Annotated in this window: 22 protein-coding genes, 2 tRNA genes and 1 pseudogene; 4 read left to right on the top strand and 21 right to left on the bottom strand. The window is 60.7% G+C overall.

What is annotated here, in order from left to right:
- Positions 1 to 35: 35 nt before the first annotated feature.
- Complete coding sequence (gene fdhF, locus AAAX36_RS01165; protein ID WP_082421866.1) at positions 36 to 2,258, bottom strand: formate dehydrogenase subunit alpha; 2,223 nt, start codon at positions 2,256 to 2,258, stop codon at positions 36 to 38.
- A gap of 74 nt (positions 2,259 to 2,332) precedes the next feature.
- Entirely contained in the window at positions 2,333 to 2,851 is a 519-nt protein-coding gene (locus AAAX36_RS01160; protein WP_022095206.1) for a 4Fe-4S dicluster domain-containing protein, read from the bottom strand.
- Positions 2,852 to 3,279: 428 nt separating this feature from the next.
- Here AAAX36_RS01160 and AAAX36_RS01155 point away from each other — a divergent pair, with 428 nt between their 5' ends.
- A complete protein-coding gene (locus AAAX36_RS01155; RefSeq protein ID WP_149926611.1) occupies positions 3,280 to 3,603 on the top strand; it encodes a type II toxin-antitoxin system RelB/DinJ family antitoxin in 324 nt (107 codons plus the stop codon).
- The gene (locus AAAX36_RS01150; protein ID WP_271731364.1) at positions 3,596 to 4,072 is read left to right on the top strand and encodes a hypothetical protein; all 477 of its coding nucleotides are present in this window, start codon (positions 3,596 to 3,598) and stop codon (positions 4,070 to 4,072) included. The genes AAAX36_RS01155 and AAAX36_RS01150 overlap by 8 nt, the downstream gene beginning before the upstream one ends.
- A gap of 141 nt (positions 4,073 to 4,213) precedes the next feature.
- Here the strand turns inward: AAAX36_RS01150 and AAAX36_RS01145 are convergent, their stop codons facing one another.
- The 16 genes from AAAX36_RS01145 to glp all read right to left on the bottom strand — a co-directional run bounded on the left by AAAX36_RS01145 (position 4,214) and on the right by glp (position 19,816).
- On the bottom strand, positions 4,214 to 5,215 hold the full coding sequence (locus tag AAAX36_RS01145; protein WP_349073715.1) for a hypothetical protein: 1,002 nt from the start codon (positions 5,213 to 5,215) through the stop codon (positions 4,214 to 4,216).
- A gap of 334 nt (positions 5,216 to 5,549) precedes the next feature.
- Positions 5,550 to 5,623: transfer RNA gene (locus AAAX36_RS01140), tRNA-Gly, on the bottom strand.
- Positions 5,624 to 5,629: 6 nt separating this feature from the next.
- A tRNA-Pro gene (locus AAAX36_RS01135) sits at positions 5,630 to 5,706 on the bottom strand.
- A 91-nt stretch (positions 5,707 to 5,797) separates the two neighbouring features.
- Positions 5,798 to 7,156 (bottom strand): branched-chain amino acid transport system II carrier protein, encoded by a 1,359-nt coding sequence (gene brnQ, locus AAAX36_RS01130; protein ID WP_349073714.1) that lies wholly within the window; start codon positions 7,154 to 7,156, stop codon positions 5,798 to 5,800.
- A 77-nt stretch (positions 7,157 to 7,233) separates the two neighbouring features.
- The gene (locus AAAX36_RS01125) at positions 7,234 to 8,373 is read right to left on the bottom strand and encodes an aminotransferase class V-fold PLP-dependent enzyme (RefSeq protein ID WP_349073713.1); all 1,140 of its coding nucleotides are present in this window, start codon (positions 8,371 to 8,373) and stop codon (positions 7,234 to 7,236) included.
- A complete protein-coding gene (locus tag AAAX36_RS01120; protein ID WP_161145490.1) occupies positions 8,370 to 8,621 on the bottom strand; it encodes a DUF3343 domain-containing protein in 252 nt (83 codons plus the stop codon). The genes AAAX36_RS01125 and AAAX36_RS01120 overlap by 4 nt, the downstream gene beginning before the upstream one ends.
- A 19-nt stretch (positions 8,622 to 8,640) precedes the next feature.
- Positions 8,641 to 9,267 (bottom strand): sulfurtransferase-like selenium metabolism protein YedF, encoded by a 627-nt coding sequence (gene yedF / locus AAAX36_RS01115; RefSeq protein ID WP_161145489.1) that lies wholly within the window; start codon positions 9,265 to 9,267, stop codon positions 8,641 to 8,643.
- A 61-nt stretch (positions 9,268 to 9,328) separates the two neighbouring features.
- Positions 9,329 to 10,378 (bottom strand): selenide, water dikinase SelD, encoded by a 1,050-nt coding sequence (gene selD, locus AAAX36_RS01110; RefSeq protein WP_161145488.1) that lies wholly within the window; start codon positions 10,376 to 10,378, stop codon positions 9,329 to 9,331.
- A gap of 70 nt (positions 10,379 to 10,448) precedes the next feature.
- Entirely contained in the window at positions 10,449 to 11,213 is a 765-nt protein-coding gene (locus tag AAAX36_RS01105) for an acyl-CoA dehydratase activase (RefSeq protein WP_055286143.1), read from the bottom strand.
- A gap of 155 nt (positions 11,214 to 11,368) precedes the next feature.
- Entirely contained in the window at positions 11,369 to 12,532 is a 1,164-nt protein-coding gene (locus tag AAAX36_RS01100; protein ID WP_349073712.1) for a double-cubane-cluster-containing anaerobic reductase, read from the bottom strand.
- A 154-nt stretch (positions 12,533 to 12,686) separates the two neighbouring features.
- Positions 12,687 to 13,970: a double-cubane-cluster-containing anaerobic reductase gene (locus AAAX36_RS01095; protein ID WP_161145485.1), complete on the bottom strand. Its 1,284-nt coding sequence runs from the start codon at positions 13,968 to 13,970 to the stop codon at positions 12,687 to 12,689.
- A 429-nt stretch (positions 13,971 to 14,399) separates the two neighbouring features.
- Positions 14,400 to 15,470 carry an ATP-binding cassette domain-containing protein gene (locus tag AAAX36_RS01090; RefSeq protein WP_161145484.1) on the bottom strand — a complete coding sequence of 357 codons (1,071 nt, stop codon included), beginning with the start codon at positions 15,468 to 15,470 and terminating at the stop codon, positions 14,400 to 14,402.
- 3 nt (positions 15,471 to 15,473) lie between these two features.
- Complete coding sequence (gene modB / locus AAAX36_RS01085; RefSeq protein WP_238022730.1) at positions 15,474 to 16,916, bottom strand: molybdate ABC transporter permease subunit; 1,443 nt, start codon at positions 16,914 to 16,916, stop codon at positions 15,474 to 15,476.
- 68 nt (positions 16,917 to 16,984) lie between these two features.
- Positions 16,985 to 17,860: a molybdate ABC transporter substrate-binding protein gene (gene modA / locus AAAX36_RS01080; RefSeq protein ID WP_161145483.1), complete on the bottom strand. Its 876-nt coding sequence runs from the start codon at positions 17,858 to 17,860 to the stop codon at positions 16,985 to 16,987.
- Between the two features lie 203 nt (positions 17,861 to 18,063).
- Positions 18,064 to 18,543 (bottom strand): MogA/MoaB family molybdenum cofactor biosynthesis protein, encoded by a 480-nt coding sequence (locus AAAX36_RS01075; protein ID WP_022095222.1) that lies wholly within the window; start codon positions 18,541 to 18,543, stop codon positions 18,064 to 18,066.
- A gap of 10 nt (positions 18,544 to 18,553) precedes the next feature.
- The gene (glp, locus tag AAAX36_RS01070; RefSeq protein WP_349073711.1) at positions 18,554 to 19,816 is read right to left on the bottom strand and encodes a gephyrin-like molybdotransferase Glp; all 1,263 of its coding nucleotides are present in this window, start codon (positions 19,814 to 19,816) and stop codon (positions 18,554 to 18,556) included.
- A 210-nt stretch (positions 19,817 to 20,026) separates the two neighbouring features.
- Here glp and AAAX36_RS01065 point away from each other — a divergent pair, with 210 nt between their 5' ends.
- Positions 20,027 to 21,448: a chloride channel protein gene (locus tag AAAX36_RS01065; RefSeq protein WP_192923967.1), complete on the top strand. Its 1,422-nt coding sequence runs from the start codon at positions 20,027 to 20,029 to the stop codon at positions 21,446 to 21,448.
- An 87-nt stretch (positions 21,449 to 21,535) separates the two neighbouring features.
- Complete coding sequence (locus AAAX36_RS01060; RefSeq protein WP_161145481.1) at positions 21,536 to 22,498, top strand: diacylglycerol kinase family protein; 963 nt, start codon at positions 21,536 to 21,538, stop codon at positions 22,496 to 22,498.
- Positions 22,499 to 22,584: 86 nt separating this feature from the next.
- On the opposite strand, the pseudogene AAAX36_RS01055 reads toward AAAX36_RS01060, so the two are convergent.
- The 3 genes and pseudogenes from AAAX36_RS01055 to AAAX36_RS01045 form a co-directional block, all read right to left on the bottom strand.
- Positions 22,585 to 22,896: pseudogene (locus tag AAAX36_RS01055) on the bottom strand (peptide chain release factor-like protein); the annotation flags it as partial.
- Positions 22,897 to 23,048: 152 nt separating this feature from the next.
- Positions 23,049 to 23,627, bottom strand: a complete 579-nt coding sequence (locus AAAX36_RS01050; protein ID WP_055286127.1) for a xanthine phosphoribosyltransferase — start codon at positions 23,625 to 23,627, stop codon at positions 23,049 to 23,051.
- A gap of 157 nt (positions 23,628 to 23,784) precedes the next feature.
- Positions 23,785 to 25,089: an MFS transporter gene (locus AAAX36_RS01045; RefSeq protein WP_349073710.1), complete on the bottom strand. Its 1,305-nt coding sequence runs from the start codon at positions 25,087 to 25,089 to the stop codon at positions 23,785 to 23,787.
- Between the last annotated feature and the right edge of the window lie 77 nt (positions 25,090 to 25,166).

The raw sequence follows: 25,166 nt of genomic DNA, 5'->3' as shown, positions 1-25,166 counted from the left end.
GGGACGCCCGGCCCAAATAGCCAACGAGAACGGGACTACACGATTTGGTTCACGTGCGTCTCGTCGTCGAACTTGGCGGCGCCGGGCTCAACGTCTTGGGGAGCGGCGGCGTCCACCAGAGCCTGCTTGAGCTCGGTGTACTGACGCTCGACTTCGCCCTCTGCCCAAACCTGGTCGGCAATGGCGTCGACCTGGCAGGCGGAGAACTTGTCCTCGGGCGTATGCGAGACCGGGTCGACCTTGTGAATGGTCAGCTCGTTGCACTTGCCGATCCACCACTGGTAGGTCATGTAGACCGTGCCCTTGTTGATGCGATCGCTCACGTCGGCACGGCTGTATACCTGGCCGCGGCGGCTGTGAATCGAGACGATGTCGCCATTCTTGATGCCGCGCGCCTGGGCGTCCGCGGGATTCATGCGGACAAAGCCGGGCTCGTCGGCAAGCAGCGCCAGCGTCTTGCAGTTGCCGGTCATCGAGCGGCAGCTGTAGTGGCCGACCTCGCGGACGGTGCACAGGATGAGCGGGTACTCATCGTCGGGAAGCTCGGAGGGCGCCTCCCAGTCGTGCGCCATCAGGTTGGCGCGGCCGTCCTTGGTGGTGAACTTGCCACCAGCGAACATGTCGGGCGTACCGTGGTCGTTCACATCGGTGCTCTTGACGGGCCACTGGGCGTAGCCGCCCTCGGGAGCCATCTTCTCGTAGGTCGCGCCCACAAAGTTGGGGCACAGGCTAATGCACTCGTTCCAGATCTGCTCGGTGTTGTCGTAGTGCATGGGATAGCCCATGCGCGTAGACAGGTCCGCGAAGATCTCCCAGTCGTGACGGCACTCGCCCTTGGGCGGAACAGCCGCGTCAAAGTGCTGGAAGCTACGGTCGGATGCGGTAAAGACACCCTCGTGCTCGCCCCAAGAGGTAGCGGGCAGGATGACGTCGGCGAGCATGGTCGTCTGCGTCATAAAGATGTCCTGGCAAATGAACAGATCCAGCTCGGAGAGCGTCTTGCGCATGCCGGCCGAATCGGGCTCGGTCTGCACCGGGTCCTCGCCGTAGTTGTAGAAGCAGTGCACCTTGCCCTCGTCGACCAGGTGGCCCAGGTCGGTGAGCTTGTAGCCCTCCTCGAGCGGGAGCTTTTCCTCGGGCACGCCCCAAGCCTTGGCAAACTTGGCACGCACAGCCGGGTCGGTGACTTTCTGGTAGCCAGGATACAGGTTGGGCAGCATGCCCATATCGCAGGAGCCCTGGACGTTGTTCTGGCCACGCACGGGCGCGAGGCCGGAGTTGGGTTTGCCGATCTGGCCGGCAACGCAGGCGATGGAGGCGATGGTGTGCACCGTCTTCAGGTTCTGCTTCTGCTGGCATACGCCCATGCCCCAGCCAATGATGGCAGAGGGCTTCGCCGTGGCGTACATCTCGGCAGCTTGGTGGATCAACGCAGGCTCGACGCCCGTGATGTCCTGTACGGATTCGGGAGTGTAGTTCTTGATGGTCTCCCACCACTCGTCAAAGCCGTTCGTGTGCTCGGCGACGAATTCCTTGTCGTAGAGGCCATCGTTGACCAAGCAGTTGGCAAAGGCGTTGAGGAACGCAACGTTGCAACCGTTCTTGATCGGAAGGTAGAGATCGGCGATACGCGCAGTTTCGATATGGCGCGGATCGGCGACGATGATCTTGCAACCCTTTTCTTTGGCTCGCACGATACGCCTTGCGACGATGGGGTGCGAATCGGCAGGGTTATAGCCGAAGAGGAAAATGCAGCCCGCATCCTCCATACCGGGGATGGAGCATGACATGCAACCTGAACCAACCGTGTCCATCAGACCGAGGACAGTAGGGCCGTGTCAAGTACGGGCGCAGTTGTCCACGCTGTGGGTGCCGATGCACGCACGCGTAAACTTCTGCATGACGTAGTTCGCCTCATTGCCGCCGCCTCGCGAAGAGCCGGTGGTCATGACAGCGTTAGGACCATATTCGTCAATTATGGCCTGCATCTTAGATGCGGTGAAATCCAGTGCCTCGTCCCAGCTTACGCGCTCAAGATCCGCGCCCTTAGTGCGGCGGATCATCGGGTGCAGTACGCGAGGAGTCAAGATCTTGGTGTCGTTGATGAAGTCGTAGCCGCTCATGCCCTTAAGGCACAGCTCGCTCTGGTTGGTGATGCCGTTGAGCGGTTCGGTGCCCACGACCTGGCCGTTTTGGACCAGGAGGTTAAACTGGCAACCGGCGCCGCAGTACGGGCAGATCACTTTATGCTTCTCCATGACACCCTCCTTCCTTTCTCTGCTACCGAATGCTCGGTACTTATTTGACAATCATTGGGCCTGTCGCCCGACGCTTACGCCTCGTTTTCGATGGTGGCGCGGGCACGCTCGGCAGTCAGTTCTGCCAGACGCTCCTCGTCTACCAGGGTGAGGCCCTTGGTCGGACACGCCTCGGCACACGCCGGACCGCCGGGACGGTCCACGCACAGGTCGCACTTGAGCACGAAGCTCTTAGTCTGCGAACCCACGCGAACGTCACCCATCAAGACGGGGACCTGCGTGGTCGCCACGCTCACGGCGCCAAAGGGGCATGCCATGACGCAGCTCTTGCAGCCGATGCAGTTGTCCTCGTTGACGCCGATGCGATGGTTCTTTGGATCAAAGAACAAGGCGCCCGTGGGGCAGGCCTTGGCGCACGGAGCGTCCTCGCAGTGGTGACATGCCACCGGCGCGGAAATCTCGTAGGTGCGCGTTACGCGCAAGCGAGGTGCGGCGATGTTGCCGGGAATATCGTGCGCCTCGATGCACGCCGCCATACAGGTTTGGCACCCAATGCAGCGTGAAGAATCAGCCACGACTCGTTTATTGCCCATGTTGTTCACTCCCTCCTGAATCCCATGCCGGAGAGACCCTGTCGACGTTGCCCCGGACCGCCCGTGGTCCGGCATCGACGAATCGAATGCATGCGGCGAAACATGCACTCGGTAGAGTTTCTCCAACGATATACAGGTTAAATATACGCAGTTGCAGGGGGCAAACTTGAGCATAGGCCCTGCAATACGGGTGTATTGCAGGGGTTTTGGCAGGTTGGAATTATTCTCTAGAAGCTATAAAGGTGAGTGTATTACATGCGTACATCCAAGGGAGATTTCACGCTCGTTTCTGAAAGATGTAGTACGTTTGTAATATCGTTTACACTCAATTACTCTAGTGCAATAAAGTAGTGGTTGTAAGATTGGCTATTATTAGCCGATGTTGTATTTGACTATTCAAATTGCACGCTCATTAAGGGAGGCCAGTGATGTCATCGACTCAAAAACGAGCCATCCTGCAGGTGCGCATTCGCGAGGAAGACAAGCAGCATGCCGAGCGTCTCTACGACGCCATGGGCACATCGCTCGCCGAGGCTGTCCGTCTATTTGTCGCGCAGAGTATTTTGATGCGCAAGCTCCCCTTTCAGCCGGTCGCCGTGCGCTCCAAGGACGGCACGTCCGCCTATGGACTGCTCAAAGCATATGGGGACCCCAATCGCCGCTCCGAGGAGCGCAATGCCTGGATTGAATACCTAGCCACAGAAAGCGACGAGTCGGTTTTGGGTCCCGAGGAAGTAGATATCCATGAGTAGCACCATCATCGACGAGACCGTCATCCTTCGCTACCTGCTTGATGACGACGAGGTCCTGTCACCGCGCGCTGCCAAGGTCATCGCCACGCGCACCGCACGTGTCTACCCCGAAATCATCACGCGCGTCGTGGTCACGCTGCGCGACGTCTATAAGGTTCCCCGCGTTGAAATTGCTGCGGCCATGAAAAGGCTGCTCGATGACGTCATGGTCGACGAGCCCACCGTTGTCGCCCTTGCCGTCAAACTCTTCGGCAAGACCCATATGGACTTTACCGACTGCCTCCTCGCAGCCCGAACCGCCATCTACAACGATGATGTCGTGAGCTTTGGCAAGCCCATCATCCAAGGCATGATCGACTACCGCCGCCAGCGCCAAACCGCCGCCGACGCCCGCAGCCGAAGCACCGACGCCCGCGGACACGGCACCGACTCCACCATCGACAAGCTCCGCCACCACGGTCGCCACTAACCGGCAGGCAACGGCATCGCCCGCCCCTCAGCCCCATCCCCTCCTAAGTTGCGGTGAAATACGGACTGTTTCATGCCTTTAAAGGCCTCGATAGTCCGTATTTCACCGCAACTTATTGAAGGTTGGCTGCGAACGATTTCTCTATCGGGAGTCGGCGTAGGGTTTTGTTGTCGGAATACCGTAACCGCGCATCATGGCACCGAACGATTCTACTTCGTAGGTGTCCGAGAGTTTGAAATGAATGACGTTGTGGCCCATGGCGCGAAGGTTCGCATCGCGCATGAGGGCCGCTCGATAGGTTTTTGCCGCCGCTTGCTCCGGATCATTTTGAGCTTCGTCTTCAAACTTACCCAGCCCATGCAGCTCTGCCAGCGTCCATGAGCCGTCTGGCATCTGCCAGCCATAATCTGCTAGATAATAGCCAGCGTTTCCTGGTCGCGGTATCTCAACTTGAAGCTCAGGCGCGGCAACCCCAGCGAGAATCATCGCTGCTCTCGCCTCGGACTCGCCGCCATTGTCTGACCTGCCATCCATATGCTCAAAAACGTCAAAAGCACGCGCGATGCCATGCAACCCTCGGCAATTTGCCTGCGCATATGCCCGCAGCTCTTCGCGTTCGACATCGTACTCACGGGCCAAGCCATCGACATAGCCCAGCGCATAACGAAAGGCGCTCGTTTGAGCGATATCAACAACCGTTCGATACGGATCCGTCAGCGTAAACAGACCGAGACGCCACACTTCGCCCACCCGCCAGCGCTTGTATTCAACGAACTCATACGTATCACGCCTTGTAGACCGTGGCAGCAGTACTTGCACTTTATCCAGAAGCGTATACGCCGAGCCGATGCCGTAGAGCAGCGCTGCTGTCGATCCGCAAAACACAGCATCCGGTTCAACGACCGCAATAGCGGATGCCAGCTGAAAGATGCGATCTTCAACCCCAAGATTATTCCAATAGACCGGATCCGCATACACGTGGTTGTAAAGACGAAGCATGAGCTCTTCCTGCATAAGCTCACGCGCACGGCGTTCATCCCAAGGATCAATTGTTATAAGCAGCTGTCCATCTTGATGAATTCCAACGGCCGAGAATAGCATTCTTGCATATGACTGCGGAAAATGTTTGCCTTTATCGAGCATGGCCAACCCCATAACCATCACGGCGGAGAGAATACCATTACGCTATCGCATGCTTCCGTCCGCAGGCCTTGCCAAAAGCTGACCAAAAGCTTGACGTCGCAGGTCAGAGCTTCAAAAAATATTTCCACTCTCGGTAGACGGTCGCTACGACCCTCCCAACGGCATCAAAATCCAACCTTACAAATAGTTGCGGTGAAATACGGACTACATGGGCCATAAAAGCCGGAAAACAGTCCGTATTTCACCGCAACTTAGGAGGGGATGTGGGGTCCCCGGTATGTATATGAAAACGGCTCTGGCACCAAATAGAGCCAAAGCCGTTAAAACTATCCTATGGAGCGGGCGACGGGAATCGAACCCGCGTCATCAGCTTGGAAGGCTGGGGTTCTACCATTGAACTACGCCCGCAAGATATGGTCGGGACGACAGGATTTGAACCTGCGACATCCTGCTCCCAAAGCAGGCGCGCTACCAAACTGCGCCACGTCCCGAAGGTGTTGAGCAGCTAAGGTCTAAACCTTGCGTGTCCCAAAGCGAAGGAAATTATAGGGGAGACTCCCCGCCTGTGCAAGCGCAGAAACCCTAGCTCCTCGAATGTGCGACAAAACGACTATGGAGCAGACCGATCACAAAGGCAACCACGGCAACCGGCGCCCACGCGGCACCGATATCTGCCAGTGGCAGCGCATCAAACGGTAGCCACGCGCCCGCAAAGAACGCGTCGCGAACCGAGGTGATCACGCTCTGCACCGCGACAACGCCGCCGACCCAGACCCATACCTGCGAATGCGCGTCGCAAAAGCCGTGCACCAGGCCCATAAGTACCAGCACGATGGCAACGGGATACAGGGCATTGAGCATAGGCACCGAGAACATGAGGATCACGTCGAGACCCACGTTGGAGAGCACGCACGAAAACGCTGCGAACACAAAGGCGAGAATCGCGAAGGGTCGGCGCATGGCCTCCTCGGAAGCCTCCGCTCCCCCTTCGACCACATACGTCTCGCAGAAGTAGCGTGAGCAGCAGCTGATAAGGCCGATGCACACGTTCATGCAAGCGAGGAAGAAAATCGCAAAGACGACAACCGTGCCAGCAAGACCAAAGTGCATAGAGGCAGAACGCGCAAGAATCGCGGCGCCGTTGGTGGCATCGGGCATAACCGTGCCGAGTTGCATTCCGGCAAGCGCCAGGCCGCAGTAGATGATGGCCATGAGCACGCCGGCGATCACACCGGAACGCGAAATCTCGAAGGCCACGCGCTTGTCGTCGGTAACGCCCAGCTCGTGAATGGTCTCGGCGATGATAATGCCAAAGGCGAGCGACGCGAGCAGGTCCATGGTCTGGTAGCCGGTCAAAAAGCCTTGCACGGCAGTGCCCGCATCGTAGGGAGCCTGAGGCGCGGCAGCCGGTCCCAGCGGCGAGATCACGGCAGCACCCACAACCAGCACGATGAGCGCGATAAGCGCAGGGCCCGTAATGCGGCCGAGCACGCGTGTGATGACACCCGGGCGCAGTGTGAGCGCAAACGCGACGACGAAGAACCCGATGGCAAACACCAGACGTGCCGTGCCAAGCGAAACACCCTCGGGTAGCAGCGGCACGAGCATTTCGAACGCCGTAGAGCTTGTGCGCGGAATGGCCAGGCACGGACCGATGGCCAGGTAGACCGCCGCAACGAAGAATTCACCAAACTTAGGATGCACGCGCCCGGCCAGCTCGCGGGCCGTGCCGGCGAGCGCGACGGCGATAAAGCCCATGACGGGCAGGCCGATGGCGGCAATCAAAAAGCCAATCATGGCAAGCGGCGTGGCCGTGCCGGCCTGAAGTGCCAGCAACGGCGGAATGATGAGGTTACCGGCGCCAAAGAGCATCGAAAACAGCGCAATGCCGACGGTGACGACATGGTCGGAGCGCAAACCGCGCGGAGCGGATGAGGCCATATGCACACCTTTCGGGTCGAAACAAAAACGGGACGGGCAAAAACACCCGTCCCGCAAGTATAAACGGTCTAGCAGCTTTAGCAGGCTAAATCGCACAGAGCATCGATAGCCGTGTCGACTTCTTCGGTAGTGTTGAAATACCCAAACGAGAAGCGGACGACGCCCTGGCGCTCGGTCCCCAGCGCACGGTGCATGAGCGGGGCGCAATGGGCGCCGGGGCGCGTCGAAATCCCCCACCCTTGCATGAGCGCATCCGAGATCTCGGCAGAGTCGATATCGGCTACGTTGAGCGACACAATCGCAGAGCGCGCCTGCTGGTCAAAGGCACCGTAGAGCTTAATCCCCGGAATCTTGCGCACACCGGCAAGGAAGCGATCAGCGAGCGCACGCTCGTGGGCAGCAATCGCCTCGACCCCACCCTGGGCCTCGATAAAGTCGAGACCAGCGGAAAGTCCCGCGATGCCATGACCGTTGAGCGTGCCCGCCTCAAGGCGCGTGGGCCACCCAAGCGGCTGCAGCGCATCGAAGCTGTGCACGCCCGTGCCGCCCATGGCCCACGGAGCCACGTCAATGCCCTCCACCACGGCCAGGCCGCCGGTCCCCTGCGGACCCATGAGCCCCTTGTGACCGGTAAAGCACACGACGTCGAGCCCCATGGCATCCATGTCAATCTTCGCCGTGCCGGCAGACTGCGAAGCATCGACGATCACCAGCGCGCCGGCCGCATGCGCGATGGCAGCCACGCGCGCAATGTCGACCGCGTTGCCGGTCACATTGGAGGCGTGCGTCACCACCACAGCACGCGTACCGGGCGTGACAAGCCGCTCGAGCTCGTCGTAGTCGAGCACGCCGTTGGTATCACAGCCCGCATGCTCAACCGTCACACCCTGCTCTGCCGCTAGGCGGTTGAGCGGACGCAGTACGGAGTTGTGCTCGAGCACCGTTGTGACCACACGGTCGCCGGGGCGCACCACGCCATTGATGACGGTGTTGAGCGCCGCGGTGGAGTTGGGCGTAAAACAAACATGGTCAGCACGCGGGCAGCCCAGCAAGCGCGCAAGCTTGGCGCGGCAGCCGTGGATGGTACGTGCCGCATCGAGCGCACCCGAGGTGGCACCGCGCCCAGCATTGCCGAGCGAGCACATCGCCTGCGTCACGGCATCGATGACCGTCTGCGGCTTGTGCATGGTCGTCGCCGCGTTATCCAGGTAGATCATCGCACGACCTCCCACATATTAATCACGGTATAGCCCTCAGTGGGAACGCCCGCCGCGGCGAGTTCGCCGCGCAGCAGCTCCTCATCGACAGGCAACGCCTTCCACGCCAAACCGCAGCCGGCAGCGACCTCCCCGGGCACGGGAATCGTCCGCCCGGGAAGACCGCGCTCGATGCACAGGGACTCGCAACCCATGGCGGCCGCCGTGGTGGGAAACGTGATGACAAGCGCCGGGCGCTTCTCCCTCATGGCAACTCCAACCAATACGCTACGGGCGCACGACGCGCACGGCCTGCTCCATCTTCTCCACGATCACGTACATGTTGGTGACCTCGCCCACCGCAAGCTGGTCCTTAATGCCAAAGTGGTCCAGGCAGGTACCGCAGGTGAGAATCTCGACACCCTGCTCCGCCAAGCCCTTCAGGTCATCGAGCACCGGCGAGCCCTCGACGGTGAGCTTGGCACCGCCGTTGTAAAACAGCATAGTCGCGGGCAGCTCCTCCTGCTGCGTCACGGCAAAGATGAAGGCCTTCATGAGCTTGTGGCCCAGCTCATCGTCGCCGCGGCCCATGCAGTCGGTGTAGACGGAAATGACGAGCTTGCCCTTGCCGGCGCTGGCATTACAGAAGACAGCGCCATCCTGCTCGGGATCGGCCACGGCAACGGCGCCAGAGGTCGCCACGGTCACGTGCCACTCGGCGTCAGAAACCTTCTCGACCGAGGCCGTGCAACCCTTCTCCTGCGCCATCTTGGAGATGTTCTTGACGGCGGTCTCGTTATCGACCGAGGTCACGACGGTGCCCTCGCCATCGAGCTGCTTCAGAGCTTTGAGCGTCTTGACGACGGGCAGCGGGCAGGCATCGCCCATGGCATTGACTTCAATCTTGGTAGACATAGTAAATTCCTTTCGAAAGAACCGTTCTAGAGAACGGTAAACAGTTACATAAACGTGCGGGTTAGCGAACAACGCGAACAGCAGGACCGCCCGGCACCGGCTCGCACACGCGGCCGATTGTGGCGGCAACGCGCCCCTCAGCGTGCAGACGACGCGCAAGCTCATCCACATCCGCCGCGGGCGCCGCAATTAGCAAACCGCCCGAGGTCTGCGGATCGTACAGCGCATCCAGCATTCCCGGCTCCAAGTCATCGTCAGCTGTCACGCGCGGGCCAAAGAAGTCCTGGTTGCGGTAGGAGCCCGCGGGGATAATGCCCAGACGCGCCATGTCAAGCACCTGATCAAAGAGCGGCACCGCCCCCGACGCAAGCTCAATCTGCACGCCCGAGCCCTCGGCCATCTCGCACGCATGCCCGATCAGGCCAAAGCCCGTAATGTCGGTGCAGCCGTGAAGCTCAAGTCCCTCGGCCAAACGAATCGGAGCCTCGTTGAGGGTGCGCATCGAGTCAAACATGGCCGCGGCCTCATCTTGCTCGATAAGCTCGCCCTTAATGGCCGTGGTGATGATGCCCGAGCCGATCGCCTTGGTCAGCAACAGGACGTCGCCCACGCGCGCGCCGCTATTGGCAAGCATACGATCGAGCGCGACAAAGCCGCTCACGGACAGGCCGTACTTGGGCTCGTCGTCGTTGATGGTGTGGCCGCCCGCGATGGAGCAACCCGCCTCGACGCACTTGTCGGCGCCGCCCGCCAGAATCTGACCTGCGACCTCGACGCCCAGGCAACTGGGAATGCACAGCAGGTTCATGGCATGGCTCGGCCGCCCGCCCATGGCGTAGATGTCCGACAGCGAATTGGCCGCGGCGATCTGGCCAAACAGAAACGGGTCGTCGACCATCGGCGGGAAGAAGTCGACGGACTGAACGAGGCCCAGGTTATCGCCGACGCGAAGGACGCTCGCATCGTCGGAGGTATCGAACCCCACGAGCAAGTTGTCGTTATGCACATTTGGCAAATCGCCCAGGACCTGGGCGAGGGCTCCGGGAGCCAACTTAGCGGCTCAACCGCTCGCGGCAGTCATAGACGTAAGCTTAATCTGATCGTCAGCCATCGATACCTCCTCTCATCGGTCAATCATTTTCTCCCAGTATACGCATGAATGCGAGCCTGCGGCGGATGCATTAATTGAGCGCCTGTGCGCGAATCGCCGCGCCGATGGCACCGGCAAAGCGAGCCTGGGGCGAGGTGGTCACCGGCGACCCCAGCAGCTCGCCCAACCGCTCCACCACGAAGGCGTTCTCGCACAGGCCACCGGTCAGGTAGTACGGGGCGCCCGCGGCCTGCCCGGCCATGGTCGCCACGCGCGAGACCACGCTGTCGATCACGCCACGCGCAATGTTCTCGCGCGGCTCACCGCGACCGATCAGGCTGATAACCTCGCTTTCGGCAAACACCGTGCACATGCTGCTGATCTTGGTGGGCTCGCCGGAACGCGCCAGGTCAGCCATCTGCTGCTGGGAAATGCCTAGGCGATCGGCCATGATCTCCAAAAAGCGCCCCGTGCCGGCGGCGCACTTGTCGTTCATGGCAAACTTGGCCACGCGGCCACTTTTAAGCTGAATGACCTTGGTGTCCTGGCCGCCTACGTCAATCACCGTGCCGTGATCGCCAAACAGGCGCACGGCACCGGTACCGTGGCAGGTGATCTCGGTCACGACCTTGTGCGCATAGGGCACGGCGACACGACCGTAGCCGGTCGCGACCACACGCACATCGTCGGCTGCCACGTCATAGCCGGCCGCTGCCAGCGCCTCGCGCAGCCGCTCGGAAGCATCGACCGAGGAGAACCCGGTTGGCTGCACGCACGTCCACGCCACCGAACCCTCCCCGTCGACCACAGCAGCCTTAGCCGCCGTAGACCCGATATCGATCCCGATCCCTATCATGGCTCTCTCCCAATCTAAACATCAAAGACAGCTGCGCGTTCAGGCGCCTTAGCTCTAGGTTTCTCAGGTGCCGGAGATTGCCCCGAAAGAGGAGCGCAGCGTACTTTGGGTACGCAAGCGACGGTTTGAGGAGCAAGATCCGGTGCCTGAGGAAGCTAGAGGGTTTCGATGAAGGCGGCGATGCGAGTCTCGATCTGGCCCATGTCACCGTTGCTGTAGTCGGTCTCGATCTTCATATACGGAATACCCACACCCTCGACAGCCCCCTGCATGCGCGCGCTCTCAACGTTGAAGGTGTGGCAGGCCTGTAGCACGCTCTCTACCACGCCATCGACATGGTACTTCTCGCACATGGCCAGCGTATTTTCCATACGGCCGTCGTTGGGCGTCATGACCGAGCAGTTGATGTCCAGGTAACGGTCGGCGATGGCGCGCAGGATATCGGGAGCCTCCGGGTCGATCATCATGGCTGCCGTGCGCTCACCCGAGCAGTCGTCCATGCACACGACCACACCGCCGTTGGACTCGATGGTGCGACCGATCTTGTTGATTACGCCACCCACTGGGCAGCCGGTGATCAGAATGCGCTTGGCATCCGCCGCGACCGGGCGCTCGCCCGCGTCGTAGGCCTCGCGCAGCTTGGCGACCTTTTGCTCCAGCTGCTGCGTATAGGCCTCGATATCAAAGCTGAACGTACCGGCAAACATGGTGCTCATCAGGTCGACGCCGCTCATGGCCGCCGGCTGGTTGGCCTGCAGCGCAAACATCTCGAGCTGGGCCGCACGCAAGCGGTTGCGACGACGGACGGCAGCGCGCAGGTCATCGTCGGTAATCGTGATGCCGTAGAAGCCCTCGAGCTCCTCCTTGAGCAGGCAGCACTCCTCGTACCAGCCCTCGCGCTCGTAGGCACGGTCGCGACCCTGCGGAAGATGCAGAATGTGCGTGCGCTTGAGCTCGTTGAGCAGCTCGTACATCTTCTTTTTGCCGTCGCAGGTGGTCTCGCCGATGATCATGTCGCTAAAGTACGTAAACGGGCACTTTTGCGAGTAGGCAAAGCCATAGGTCGACTTGATGAGCGGGCAGAGATTTGCCGGCAGCACCTTCTCGGCCTCGGGAATCACCTCATCGGACGTACCGCACAGAGCCACGCTCGAGGCGCCCGCGGCATCGATAATCTCGAGCGGCGTGTAGCTGCACAGAAAACCGATCAGGCGATTACCGGCCTGCTTGTAATCCTTGACGCGAATAAACGCCGCCTTGCGCTGCTCGTTGAACTCCTCAAACGTGGACGGCAACGGCTGCTCAATATATTCCGGCATATAGCTCCTTAACAAACCTTTTAACCAACCAAGGAAACGGCTTTCCCAGGTGCCCGAGGTTGCCGTGAAAGAGAAGCGCCGCGTACTTTGGTACGCAAGCGACGGTTTGAACGGCAAGACCGGGTGCCTGGGGAAGCCGCCGAGACGGATAGCTCTAAATGGTTTCCAAGAAAGCCTCGATCCTGGTTTGCAGCTGACCTGCGTCCTCGCCGGCGTAGTCGGTCGTGATGTGCATAAACGGAATGCCGGCCTCCTCGGCGGCCTTCTCCACGGCAAACGACTCCATCTCGTAGAGCGTGCAGAACTGCAGAGCCACGTCGACGATGCCGTCGGCATGCAGGTCCTTGGCCATCTGGACAATGTCCTTCATACGCTGGTCGTTGGGCGTAAAGACGGCGCAGTTGATCCTAAAGTAGCGCTCGGCGATGGCATCGAGCATCTCGTCGACCGTCTCGCCGGACTCGTCGACCAGGTCCTTGTAGTAGCGCGAGCCCGTGCAGGACTCCTCGCCTACCACAACGCCGCCGGCCTTCTCGATAAGGTTGAACAGCTTCCAGTTGGGCACGGCCATGGGCGTACCGGTGTACAGGATGCGCTTGGTCCCCTTGGGTGCCACGCCCTCGCCGGCCTCGACACGCTGCTCGCACTCAGCCGCCATATCGTTGATGGCTCCGGTCAGACGCGGTGTGTCGTCCATAAAGGCGGCCTGAACGGTCAGCAGGCTGTCGAGACCGCTGATGGGCGCAGGGTCGGCAGCGCGGGTCGCAGCGAGGCGCTGCAGGGCGCGGCGCTTCTCATTGACGGCGTGGATGGCAGCCTTCAGGCCCTCGGGCGTAATCTTGACGCCGCACTCGTCCTCGATCTTGGCGGCGAGCTTCTTGACCTCGGCCTTCCAGGTCACGAGCGTCGACTCGTCGTGCACGTTGGGAATATCCATGACGTACATGTTCTTTTGCGTGGCAAAGAACTCGTAGGCTTTCTTCTTACCGTCGCAGGTGTTCTCGCCTACCACCAGGTCACTCGACTCAATGTAGGGGCAGACCTCGCCCAGCTTAAAGCCGGCAAAGCTCTTGATAAGCGGGCAGGTGTTGCGCGGCAGGTGCTCCTCGACCTTATCGGTTGCCCAATCGGCACCCGAGCACAGGCCCACGGGAATGCCGTCACAGGCAAGCACGATCTCCTCGGGCACGTACACGCAGAACGAGCCGACGATCTTGGTGGCCTCGCCGGCCTCCTTCTTGTCGAGCATCTCCTTAATACGGCCGCTGTGGATGTTGGTGGCGACAAAATCCAGGTAGGACGTGGACTTGGGGCGATTGTTCTGCGTCAGGAACATATCGCCGTACATCTGGCCCACGGCGCCCAGCAGCATGTCGTGGTCGGCAAGATTCATGCCGAGGCTCTCCCACATCGGATGGAAATCGAATTCTTCAGCCATGACGGTTCCCCTCTCGAACCAAATACGGATAACTACGGTATTGCTGCACGGTGGGTGGCGAAAACCCAGCCGTGCTCAAACCCGGAATTTTGGGGAACCTGCTTTGCAGCTGATTATTTAGCTGTGCGTCGTCTCTCCCGGAGCCGTGAACATACCTGCTCATATGCGGCTCCGAGCCATATACAGGGCGCGCACGGCAACGCGACGCGAATATGTCTTATGCGGCATCGGCGCGCCCTCCTTTTCTCGTCGAAGGTAACTATATCAACGGTTGTCGTCCAGACGAACACCGCCGACATTCGTACGACAGCGTCGTGTACCGTCGTTTAATAAATAATTATCTTGATTGATAAGAGTTTGTCATCCCCCATTCGGCAAACAGCAAGACAAAGCCGCCGGGGCTTATATCCCCGACGGCATTACCCGGCGCTACCGACAAACCAAATGAATCTTATTCGCATCGAAGTGCATGCGCAGCGTCTCGCCTGCTTGCGGCAGCTCGTCGACAGCTACGTTCACCTTGTTGACCTTCCACTGCAGACGCGTGGGCGCATCAGCACGCGGCACGTCTAACAGCACCAGCCGCTCAAAGCGCGAATCGCTCACTCGGGCCACATGCAGGTCGTAGCTGTTACGACCCCGCTCAGCACGGTTGTCCACATGGAAGTAGCTTGCGCGAATGCCCAGGTATGCCACGTCATCGGGAACCTCGCGGCCCACGTTGAAGGTCATGCCCCAGTCGAGGGCCTCAACTTCTTCGTCGCCGATCTTGCGCGCCCGGCTTGTGTTCTTGCAGCCCGTCAGGCGCAGCGCCGCCAGCGTCTGCGGGCGGCGAACCACGTCCTCGACGGAGCCGATCTCCTCCACATGCCCGTCGTGCATCACGCAGATTCGCTGGCACAGGCGGCACGCTTCGTCGATGTCGTGGCTCACGTAGAGTACGGTGCGGTTGCACACATCGAACAGGTCGAGCATGTTCTGCTCGAGGGCGCTCTTAAGATAGGAATCGAGTGCGCTCATGGGCTCGTCGAACATAAAAATGCCCGGATGCGCCGCCACCATGCGGGCAAGCGCCACGCGCTGCTGCTGCCCGCCCGAGAGTCGTGCGGGATAGCGGTCGACAAAATCGGCCAGACCGAAAATGCTCAGATAGCGCTCGGCGAGCTTTTTGCGCGCGGCGGCGTCACCCGCGTCCTTTACACCGGCGCATACGTTATCGGCCACTGTCATGTTAGGAAACAGCTGATAGTTTTGGAACAGCAGAGCGCATTTGCGCGCCTGGGGCGACAGGTTGATGCCCGCCGCCGAGTCAAAAAAGGTCACGCCGTTGACGACAATCTTGCCCTCGTCGGGCGTCTCCACACCGGCGATGCAGCGCAGCGTACAGCTCTTGCCGCAACCCGAGGCGCCCAGCAGGGCCACGCGCTCCTCGCCGGCCTCAAGCTGCATGTCGAGCACAAACCCGGGATAACGTTTCTTAATATCCAAAACGAGCGACATAGCTTATCGACCTCCCCGCGGCGCCGCATCATCACGCATGAGCTCGGCCAGCGCCTCGCGATCGATACGCAGCGCATCGCCGCCGACTGGGTCGAGCGAATCGCCCTGTCCGGCGAGACCTTTGGCCTGTTTGCGCTCCGCACGGGAAAGGCCACGTTCGCGATACTTTTGCGAATGCGCCGTGTACATATTGATGAACAGAATGACCAGGAAGCTGAACGCGATTACGACCACGACCCAAAAGAGGGCCACCGACGTATTGCCGCCCATCCACTCAAAGTAAATCGCAATGGGAATGGTCTGCGTAATACCGGCGTAGTTGCCCGCAAAGAACAGGGTGCAGCCAAACTCGCCCATCGCGCGGGCAAAGGCGAGCACCGTGCCGGCGGCAATCGAGGGCCAGCCAAGCGGCATCATGAGCTTGGCAAAGATGCGACGCTCGGACCATCCCAGGGTTCGCGCGGCGTCGAGCATCTGCGCGTCAAGACTCTCGAAGGCTCCGAGCGCCGTGCGGTAAACCAGCGGAAACGACACGACGACGGCCGAAATGACCGCCGCGGGCCACGTAAAGACGATCGAGATGCCGTGTGCGATCAGCCACTGGCCCACCCCGGTCGAGCGGCCAAACAGCATGAGGAGCAAAAAGCCGCAGACCGTGGGCGGCAGCACCATAGGGATGGTAAAGACCGAATCGAGCAAACCCTTCACGCGGCTCGTGGTACCCATGGTCTTCCACGCGGCAAACAGGCCCAGCGCAAACGCGATCACCAGGGCAAGGCCGCTCGTTTTTATGGACACCCAAAACGGGCGATAGTCGATGCCGCCCAATAAGGAGGCCAGAGAGGCCAAGGGGCCCTGCTCATCCCGCAACACGACAGACGATGCCTCTACCATTTGAGCGCTATCAAGCCAACGCGCGCCGCCCTTGGCATCACCCGAGGCTGATGCAATCACCACATAGCGGTCCCCATCCGCACCGCGCTCGTCAAAGCCATAGGTATACCCGCCGGCATCAAACGTTGTTTCCGCCGTGACATACCAAGGGAGATCCACGTCCCCTAGCTGCGCGCCTCCCATGCAGTTTGCGCTGTCGAGCTCACAGACGAGGGCCTTGAGACCCGATACGGACTCGTTATCCTGCGGATCCAATCCATACTTCTCGACCGCCTTGGGCGATATCCACACCACAACGCGGTCGGCAGCGAGCGCCGCTACAAGGTCCACGTCCTCGTCAACGGGAAACCGGTAGCCCTCAGGCTGGCCCTCCATGTCACGAGCGGTCCCCTTGGCCAACCGCTCAAAACCCTCGATCCCATAGGAAAGCCCATGAGCGGTCGCAGCAACCTGGGCCCCGTCCTCAGCGTTCCCAGCAAACGCAAATCCCGGCACCCAGCAAAGCGCGAAGGTCAAAGCGCAGGCGACAAGCATGCGGAATCTATTAAGCACGAAAAGCTCCAAGCGAATACAAGGACGGAGTGAAACACAAAACGATGGAATTATCGCGCCAAGCCGCACTACGCGGAAAGCTCAAAGCCGTACTTAGCCCAAATCTTCTGAACCTTCTTGTTGGACAGGCAAAAGTCGATAAACGCCTTGGCCTCGTCGGCATGCTCGGAGCTTTCGGCAACGGCGCCCGGGTACACGATGGGCTTGTGCGAATCCTCGGGGCACACGAAGGCCTCCTCGATGCCGTCGTAGCGGAAGATGTCGGAGCTGTAGACAAAACCGGCCACGCAGTCGCCTGTGGACACATAAGCGGCGGCGGTGCCCACCTTATCGGCCAGTGCGACCTTGTCGGCGATCTCGGGAGCATACTCGCCGTCGTCGCCCTCGGTGCCGGTGTAGAGGCCCACGGAAGCCAGGGCCTGGTTGGCGTACTTGCCGGCGGGGACGGTCTTGGCGTCGCCAATGGCGATCTTGCCGTCCAGATTCGCGACGTCGGCGATGGCCTCGACCTTGGTGTCAGAGCCCTCGGCGCGGATGATCACGAGGTCGTTGACGAACATATCCTCACGTGTGTCGGCATCGACGAGCTCGGCGGCTTCGGCGTCGTCCATGGTGCCCTTGGAGGCCGTGATGAGCACGTCGACGGCGGCACCGGCGCGCATCTGCTCGACAAGGTCGCCAGACGCCTTAAACTGCGTGTCGGCAAACGTGGTGCCGGTCTGCTCGGTGTAGAGCTCCTGAACCTCGGGCAGAGCTTTCTCGAGCGAGTTAGCGGCAAAGACCTGCAGCTCGACAGCCTTCTTCTTAGAGGAAGACTTGACGGAGCCGGCATCGGAACCAGCGGGCTCGGACGTCTTGTTGCCCGAGCAGCCGGCAAGGCCAAGGCCGGCGGCAGAGGCAGCAGAAAGCGAGACAAAACCGCGGCGTGAAACCATATCGAACATATTCAACCCTTTCGAACGCTATGCCCGGGCACCCCGCCGCAGGCTTTATTCTGTTACTAGATTATACTTCCGCGCGAATAATGATAATGAGAAATTATTCTCGCTAGAGAATATAGTTTCGAGTTGCCGTGCACCTCGGCGTCGCTTCGGCGGAAAACAAAGGCGGAGCAGCCGTTCAGGTCGCCCCGCCGCAGGTAAACCGCTTATTTGGTATGTCCGCCGCCCGCCGTCATTTGGGCCGCATGCTCCAGCTGATCGCTCACGGCCTCCCAGCTTTCGCGGGCCGCTTTCGTGGATCCCGGAAAGTTGATGACAAGCGTATGCCCACGCTGCATGCACACGGCGCGCGAGAGCATAGCGCGGCGCGTCTTGGTCATGGAGTACGCGCGGATTGCCTCTGCAATACCCGGCACATCGCGGTCGCAGACGGCACGCGTCGCCTCGGGCGTCACGTCGCGCATCGAAAGTCCCGTGCCGCCACAGGTGAGCACGACATTGGCGTGGCACTCATCGGCAGCTTCCACAATGGCATCACCGATCTCGCTGGCGTCGTCGCGCACGACCACATGTGAGACGACCGTCCAGCCCTGCGCCTCGATAAGTTCCTCGAGTGCGGCTCCAGCCTCGTCCTGAGCAAGATCACGCGTATCCGAGCACGTCACGATCGAAATCTTCAACTCCATAGTCTTCCTCCTACAACACCGTGCCCTCGGGCAGGTCGACACGCACGACATCCACGACGTCGCCCGCCTTGAGCTCGCACGGTCCTTCGTCAATACGCAGCAGGCAGTTGGACCGCTGCATCGTGCCGAGCAGCGCCGAATTCTGCGTCTTGGCCTCGGTCACCAACAGCTCACTGGTCTCGGGGTCGCGCAAAACCGTGGCGCGATCGAAGAAGCGTCGGTCCTGGCGCTTTTTCACGCCGTGCGTGAGCGTCGCCTGCTGCACGGGACGCACGCCCTCGGCAAAGCCGCGCATCTTGCGAATCGCCGGACGGGCAAGCATCTCAAAGCCCACATACGCCGCGGCCGGATTGCCTGAAAGCCCTAGGTAGGGCTTGCCCCCGAGTAAGCCAAACGTGATGGCCTTGCCCGGACGCATCGAGATGCGATCGAACAGCACCACGCCCTCGCGCCGGACGAGCGCCGTCACGTAGTCGTAATCGCCCGCCGAGGCGCCGCCGCTCGTAATGACAAAATCGCACTCTCGCGTGGCGCGATGCACCAGCTCGCCAATCGCCCGCTCATCGTCGGGCGCAATACCGTAGAACACGGGCTCGGCGCCGGCATCGAGCGCCTCGGCCATCAGCGCCGAGGAGTTGGAATCGCGAATCTGACCGCGCGCCGGTACCTTACTCGGTGCGACCAGTTCCGTGCCCAGCGAGATGATGCCCACACGTGGGACAGCGTGCACCTTCACGCTCGCGTATCCGGCGCTTGCCAGCAAGCCGGCGCCCGCCGGAGTCACAACCTCACCAGCACGCATCACGACTTCGCCGGCATGGGCCTCCTCGGCGGCAGAGCGAACGTTCTCCCCCACCTTGGCCGGCGCCGAAAACCTCACACGCGAGCCCTCGTTGCCGTCACCGTCGAGCACATCGACGATCTCGTACTTCACCACGGCATCGGCACCCTCGGGCACCGGCGCGCCCGTCATGATGCGGACCGTCTCGCCCGCGCCGATTGCGTCCCCAAACACATGACCCGCGGCCTCATGTCCGATAACATCGAGCGTCACCGGCGCCTCGCCAGATGCCTGCGCCAAGTCCGCCGAGCGCACGGCATATCCGTCCATAGCGCTGTTGGCAAACGGCGAGATGTCGGTATCGGCCACCGCGTCCTCGGCCAGGGGAAGACCGGCGGCCTGCCACACGGGAATCTCGACGAGATCGGTCGGAGCAACGTGCGACAGGACAATCGACTGTGCGTCATCCAGCGGAATGAGTTTCTCTGCCATATGCACCTCTTAATGCCACGGCGCACAACGGGGGCGCCGATTCTTTATGCTTGTCTCAGTATAATCCCCCGTCGCACGACCGCGACTCGGCCTGTACCAGTAAATACACCTGTCGGCCGCAAGCCGCGAAACAGAATGGAAACCAACCCACCGGCTCGTCGCGTTTGCCGCGTTTTATAATGCTTGCGTTGCAACCTAAAAGAGGAACGTATGGCTCATAACGACAAACCCGAAAGCGCAAACGAAACGCAGGATCATTCCCAGCCGCTCGACGATGGCGGCTTTTTCTCCCTGAACGACGTCATCACGGCAGGCAGGCATAAACTTACCCGCTCCGAGCATCTCTTGGCTGCCGACACGCGCCGCAACGCCCGCAACCTACTCGCGAGCGCCAAGTTGCTCGCGCTCGTCGTCATTGTCTCGCTCGCCATGGGCGTTGCCGCTTGGGCGTTTTTGGCCTCGCTGAATATCGCCACCGACTATCGCGAGCACCATGTGTGGGTCTACGCCTTGCTTCCCGTTGTGGGCGTTGCCACCGCATGGGTGTACAAAAACCACGGTCTTGCCGCCAAACGCGGTAACAACCTGGTCATCGACTCCGCTCTGGGCACACGCCTCATCCATATGCGCATGGCCGTCCTCACCTTCGTCTGCTCCACGCTCACGCACCTAACGGGCGGATCGGCCGGTCGCGAGGGAGCCGCGGTGCAGATTGGCGGCACCATCGCCAGCAACATCTCGAGCCTCGCCCACCTCAAAAAGCATGACCACCACGACCTCATGCTCGCCGGCATCTCGTCGGCCTTTGGCGCCGTATTCGGCTCGCCCCTTGCCGGGGCTTTCTTTGGCATGGAGATGTGCTTTATCGGCAAGATCGACTACACCGCGGGCATCTACTGCCTGGTCGCCTCGTTTACCGGCTACTTTACATCACTCGCCCTAGGTACCGAGTACGAGGCGAATGTTATCGCCAGCGTTCCCAACATGACACCACGGACGGTTGTCATCGTTGTTATCAGCGCCATTATCTTCGGTCTGACGGCACGCCTCTTTGCCTGGTCAGTTCGAACCGTCAAGAGCCTGTACGGTCGCTTTATCACCAATTATCTTATTCGCGCACTCATAGGTGCACTCGTGGTTTTGGCCGCCTATGCCCTTCTCGACGCTTGGAACTACGCCGGCCTTTCCACGTGGCTTTCCGGCGCCGGATTTGCCGGCAACACCACCCTGGCGGACGCAGCCATCAAGTTGGTCGTCACAGCGCTCACCCTGGGCGCCGGCTTCCAAGGCGGCGAGGTCACGCCCCTGTTTGGTATCGGTGCGGCGCTCGGCGGCTGGATCGGTTGCCTCGTCGGAATCGACCCCAGCTTTCTGGCAGCGCTGGGCATGCTCGGCGTGTTCTGCGCCGGCCTCAACGTGCCCATCACCACCTGTATGATGGCCATCGACCTGTTCCACGGCACGGCAGCCGGGTTCTTTGTCATCGTGGCCTTTATCAGCTACCTAACCGCCGGACACCGCGGCGTGTACCCCGCCCAGCGCATCATCTCGCCCAAGCGCCGTTCGCTTATTGTAGATGAGGGCGGTACGGTAGCGGATGCTATCGAGCGCCACAACGACCTGATAGAGTAGACGTAAGTATTCGACGTGCAGCCACAATCGGGGGCAATTCGACCTGAGCGCGACCGCACCGTCACGTCATACGCCGGGAGTCGCCCCATGCACGCAACTGATTTTGGCCGCACGCTCATCATCGCCAACCCAGCCGCCCAGTCGGGTGCGGCGCACGAAGTTGCCGAGCGCCTGCAACGCTTTTTGGATATGACCGCGCGCGCATCCCAGTTTGACCTGGTGCTGACCGAGCGCATGGGACACGCCAAGGAGCTGGCCGCACAGGTCGAGGGCTATCGCACCGTTATCGCTCTTGGCGGCGACGGCGTGATCCACGAGGTCGTCAACGGACTTATGGCGCAAGAGGAGGACGCCCGCCCCGCTCTTGCCGTCCTACCCGTGGGCTCTGGCAACGATTTTGCCCAAACGCTCGGCATCGACGATTTCTCCGGTAAGGATTTTGGCGCGCTGCTCACCTGCGAGCTGCAGCGTCAGGACATCGGGCGCATTCGCTCGTGGAGCCCTGCGAGCGGCAGCGGCGAGGCTACCGTTGAGTACTACGACCAGACGCTTTCGGTCGGCATCGATGCCGCCATCGGCCTTGGCACCACCGAGCTGCGCAAAAAGACGGGCCTCGCCGGCGCTCCGCTCTACACCCTCTCGGGCCTTGAGCAGTTTGGCCTGCGCTACCGCAACTATCCCATGACGGTGAGCTTTGACGGTGCGCCCGCCGAGCGCGTGCGGGCGATTATCATGGCGATTCAGCTGGGCCCCACCTATGGTTCGGGCTATCGCATCTGCCCCGACGCCGACCCGTGCGACGGCATACTCGACGTCTGCTACGCCTGCGGCCCCGTTCCGCGCGCGGTCGCGCTTCCCATGTTCCTTTCGGCCAAAGATGGCCACCATACCAAGCTGCCACCGGTTCGCATGTGCCGCTGTCGCCATGCCGAGCTCACCCTTGAGGAGCCCGACTACCCCATCCAGGCCGACGGCGAGCCCGTTGTCGCCTCGCGCATCGAGGTCGACATCCTCGCCGGCGCCCTCCACGTCTGGCACCCCACCCGCTAACCCCACCTAAGTTGCGGTGAAATAGGGACTGTTTATGCATCTAAAGCCGCAAAACAGTCCCTATTTCACCGCAACTTATGAGGAGGCTATTCGTCGCTGCCCGGTTTGCGACGGTTGGCCTTTTTAATGGCGTTGAAGTGCTTGTCATTAAGCCTGCGCTGGCGAGAGCGCTGAGGCACCTTGGTCTTTACGCGTCGACGCGGTGGACGCCCGCGACGCTCAAGCTCAGCGCGCAGCTTACGCAGGCAGCTCGCGCGATTCTGAAACTGGCTGCGGCTCTCACGCGCCGTCACGACAATCCCCGTGGGCCCATGTTTCATGCGCACCGCAGAGTCCGTCGTGTTCACGCCCTGCCCGCCCGGACCCGTCGCGCGAAACACCTGTACCTCGCAATCGCGCGCCAGCTCCTCGACCGACATCTCGGCATAGCGCGCATACTCACGCCATCCCATCTTGTTCTCATCCATATCAGCACCTCCCCTCATACAAAAAATGTGACAAAGGGACAGTCCCTTTGTCACATCGCATACCAATCGCTTGTGTTGCGCGCTTAGGCGAAGGTGATCTCGCCGTTCTCGCAGTCCATATCGGCGATACGGGCCAGGCTCTCAACGCGGAAGCCGCGTTTACGGAGCTTATCGCCGCCGCCCTGGAAGCCCTTCTCAACGGCAATGCCAATGCCGGCAACTTCGGCACCCGCAGCCTCGCAGATCTTAATAAGGCCCTCAAGCGCGCAGCCGTTGGCCAGGAAGTCGTCGATAATCAGGACCTTATCGCCCTCGGACAGAAAGCGCTTGCCGACAATGACCGGGTACTCCTTCTGCTTGGTAAAGGAATAGATGGTCGTGGCATACTGCTCGCCGTCAAGGTTGATGGACTGGGCCTTCTTTGCAAAGACCACCGGCACGCCGCCAAAATGCTGAGCTGCGATGCAGGCCATACCAATACCCGAAGCCTCAATCGTCAGGATCTTGTTGATCTCGACACCCTCGAACAGACGGGCCCATTCGGCGCCCATGTGGTCGAACAGCTCAACGTCGCACTGGTGGTTGAGGAAGGCATCAACCTTAAGGACGTTACCGGCCTTTACGATGCCGTCATGGCGAATACGATCCTCAAGCTCCTGCATGGCGCAACCCCTTCTCGCGGCAACGATACCGCGCGATTAATAAACGTTGTTCGATAGTCTACCACGGACCGACCCCCGCCCGCCCCACAAGCCGCATCGCACCACAAACCAGTCTTTTTGGGACAACGCAAATCGTGGCAGACAGCCTCCCAACGCACTAATGGCGGGCGCGCATCTTCACCAAACGCACCATGGCGAGCGCAAAGCCCACAGCGGCCACAGCCATAAGCACGTAGAACACCGAGCGAAAGCCGAACAGGAACACATCCGGACGGCCTGCAACAATACTGGTCACGGCCTCGCCCATCGCCACGCTCATCTGCCCATAGAGGATATGCGAACCTGCCGTAATACCCAGCGCCATGCCCGCATAGCGCGCCAAGCTGCCCAAGCTACCTGCAAAGCCAAGTGCCTCGCGCGGAGCCGAGCCCATATACAGCGAGTTATTGGGACTCTGGAAAATCGACGTACCGCACGACATAAACGCGACGCAGCACACAATCATCAAGATGGAAGAGTGCTCGTCAAGCGTGCTCACCGCAAAGAGACCGCACACGTACACGCCCAGGCCAACGGCCGTGGGCGCTTCACAACCAACACGGTCGGACACCGAGCCCGAAAGCGGGCCCACAAAGGCATTCACGACCGGCATCGCCAAAAACAACAGGCCGGAGATATCGGAGCTAAAGCCGTGGGCATCCTGAAAGTAGAACGGCAGCACAAACTCGGAGGCGCCGATACCCACGAACACGATAAGCATGCAAGCCAGGTTAATCGTGAAAGCCGAGCTCGCAAAGCAGCGACGCGCCGCCTCTGTCAACGGCATAGGGCGTTCGCCAGCCTCCGGCTTCACATGCGGCAGCGTATAGAGTCCCACGATAAACGAGATTACGCCAATGGGCAGATTGATAAGGAAGATGCTCTCCCAGGGAAAGCTCGCCACCAGCACGCCGCCGAGCACGGGGCCGCACATCATGCCAAGAGCCACAAAGGTCGCCAGAATGCCCATGGCACGGCCGCGCTCACGCGCCGGAAACGACTCGGTGATGATGCCCATATTGTTGGCCATCGCGGCGGCACAGCCAATGCCCTGCACGAAACGCGCCAAGATAAGCACCTCGAGCGAAGCCGAAAGCCCGCAAAGCAACGAGCCACCCGTAAAGACGATTACACCAAGCTGGAACACATTCACCTTGCCGCGCACATCGCCCAAGCGGCCAAACGGCAGCATGGCGACGCACGTCGCGAGCAGATACACCGAGCTCACGAGCTGAATGCGGTCGAGACCCACCCCCAGCTCCTTTTGCATCACTGGGAGCGCCACCGTCACGATGCTCGCATCCAGACACGCCATAAAGGTCATGACGAGCACGGTGAACAGAATCGCCCATTTATTCTTACCGTGGGTGTCGCCCTCTAGGGCAATGTGTTCGCGGCGCAGCTGCTCGGCAGTTTTCTCCATGTATATCCTTTCTATCGTGCAACGCAAAAACGGGACCCCAATCGCCTACAAACGGACACGATCGGGGTCCCGCCTAC

This window comes from Collinsella sp. CLA-ER-H10, assembly GCF_040092475.1.
Classification (GTDB): Bacteria; Actinomycetota; Coriobacteriia; order Coriobacteriales; family Coriobacteriaceae; genus Collinsella.
Note: the sequence above shows the minus strand (reverse complement) of the source record. Positions and strands in the feature narration are given on the sequence as shown.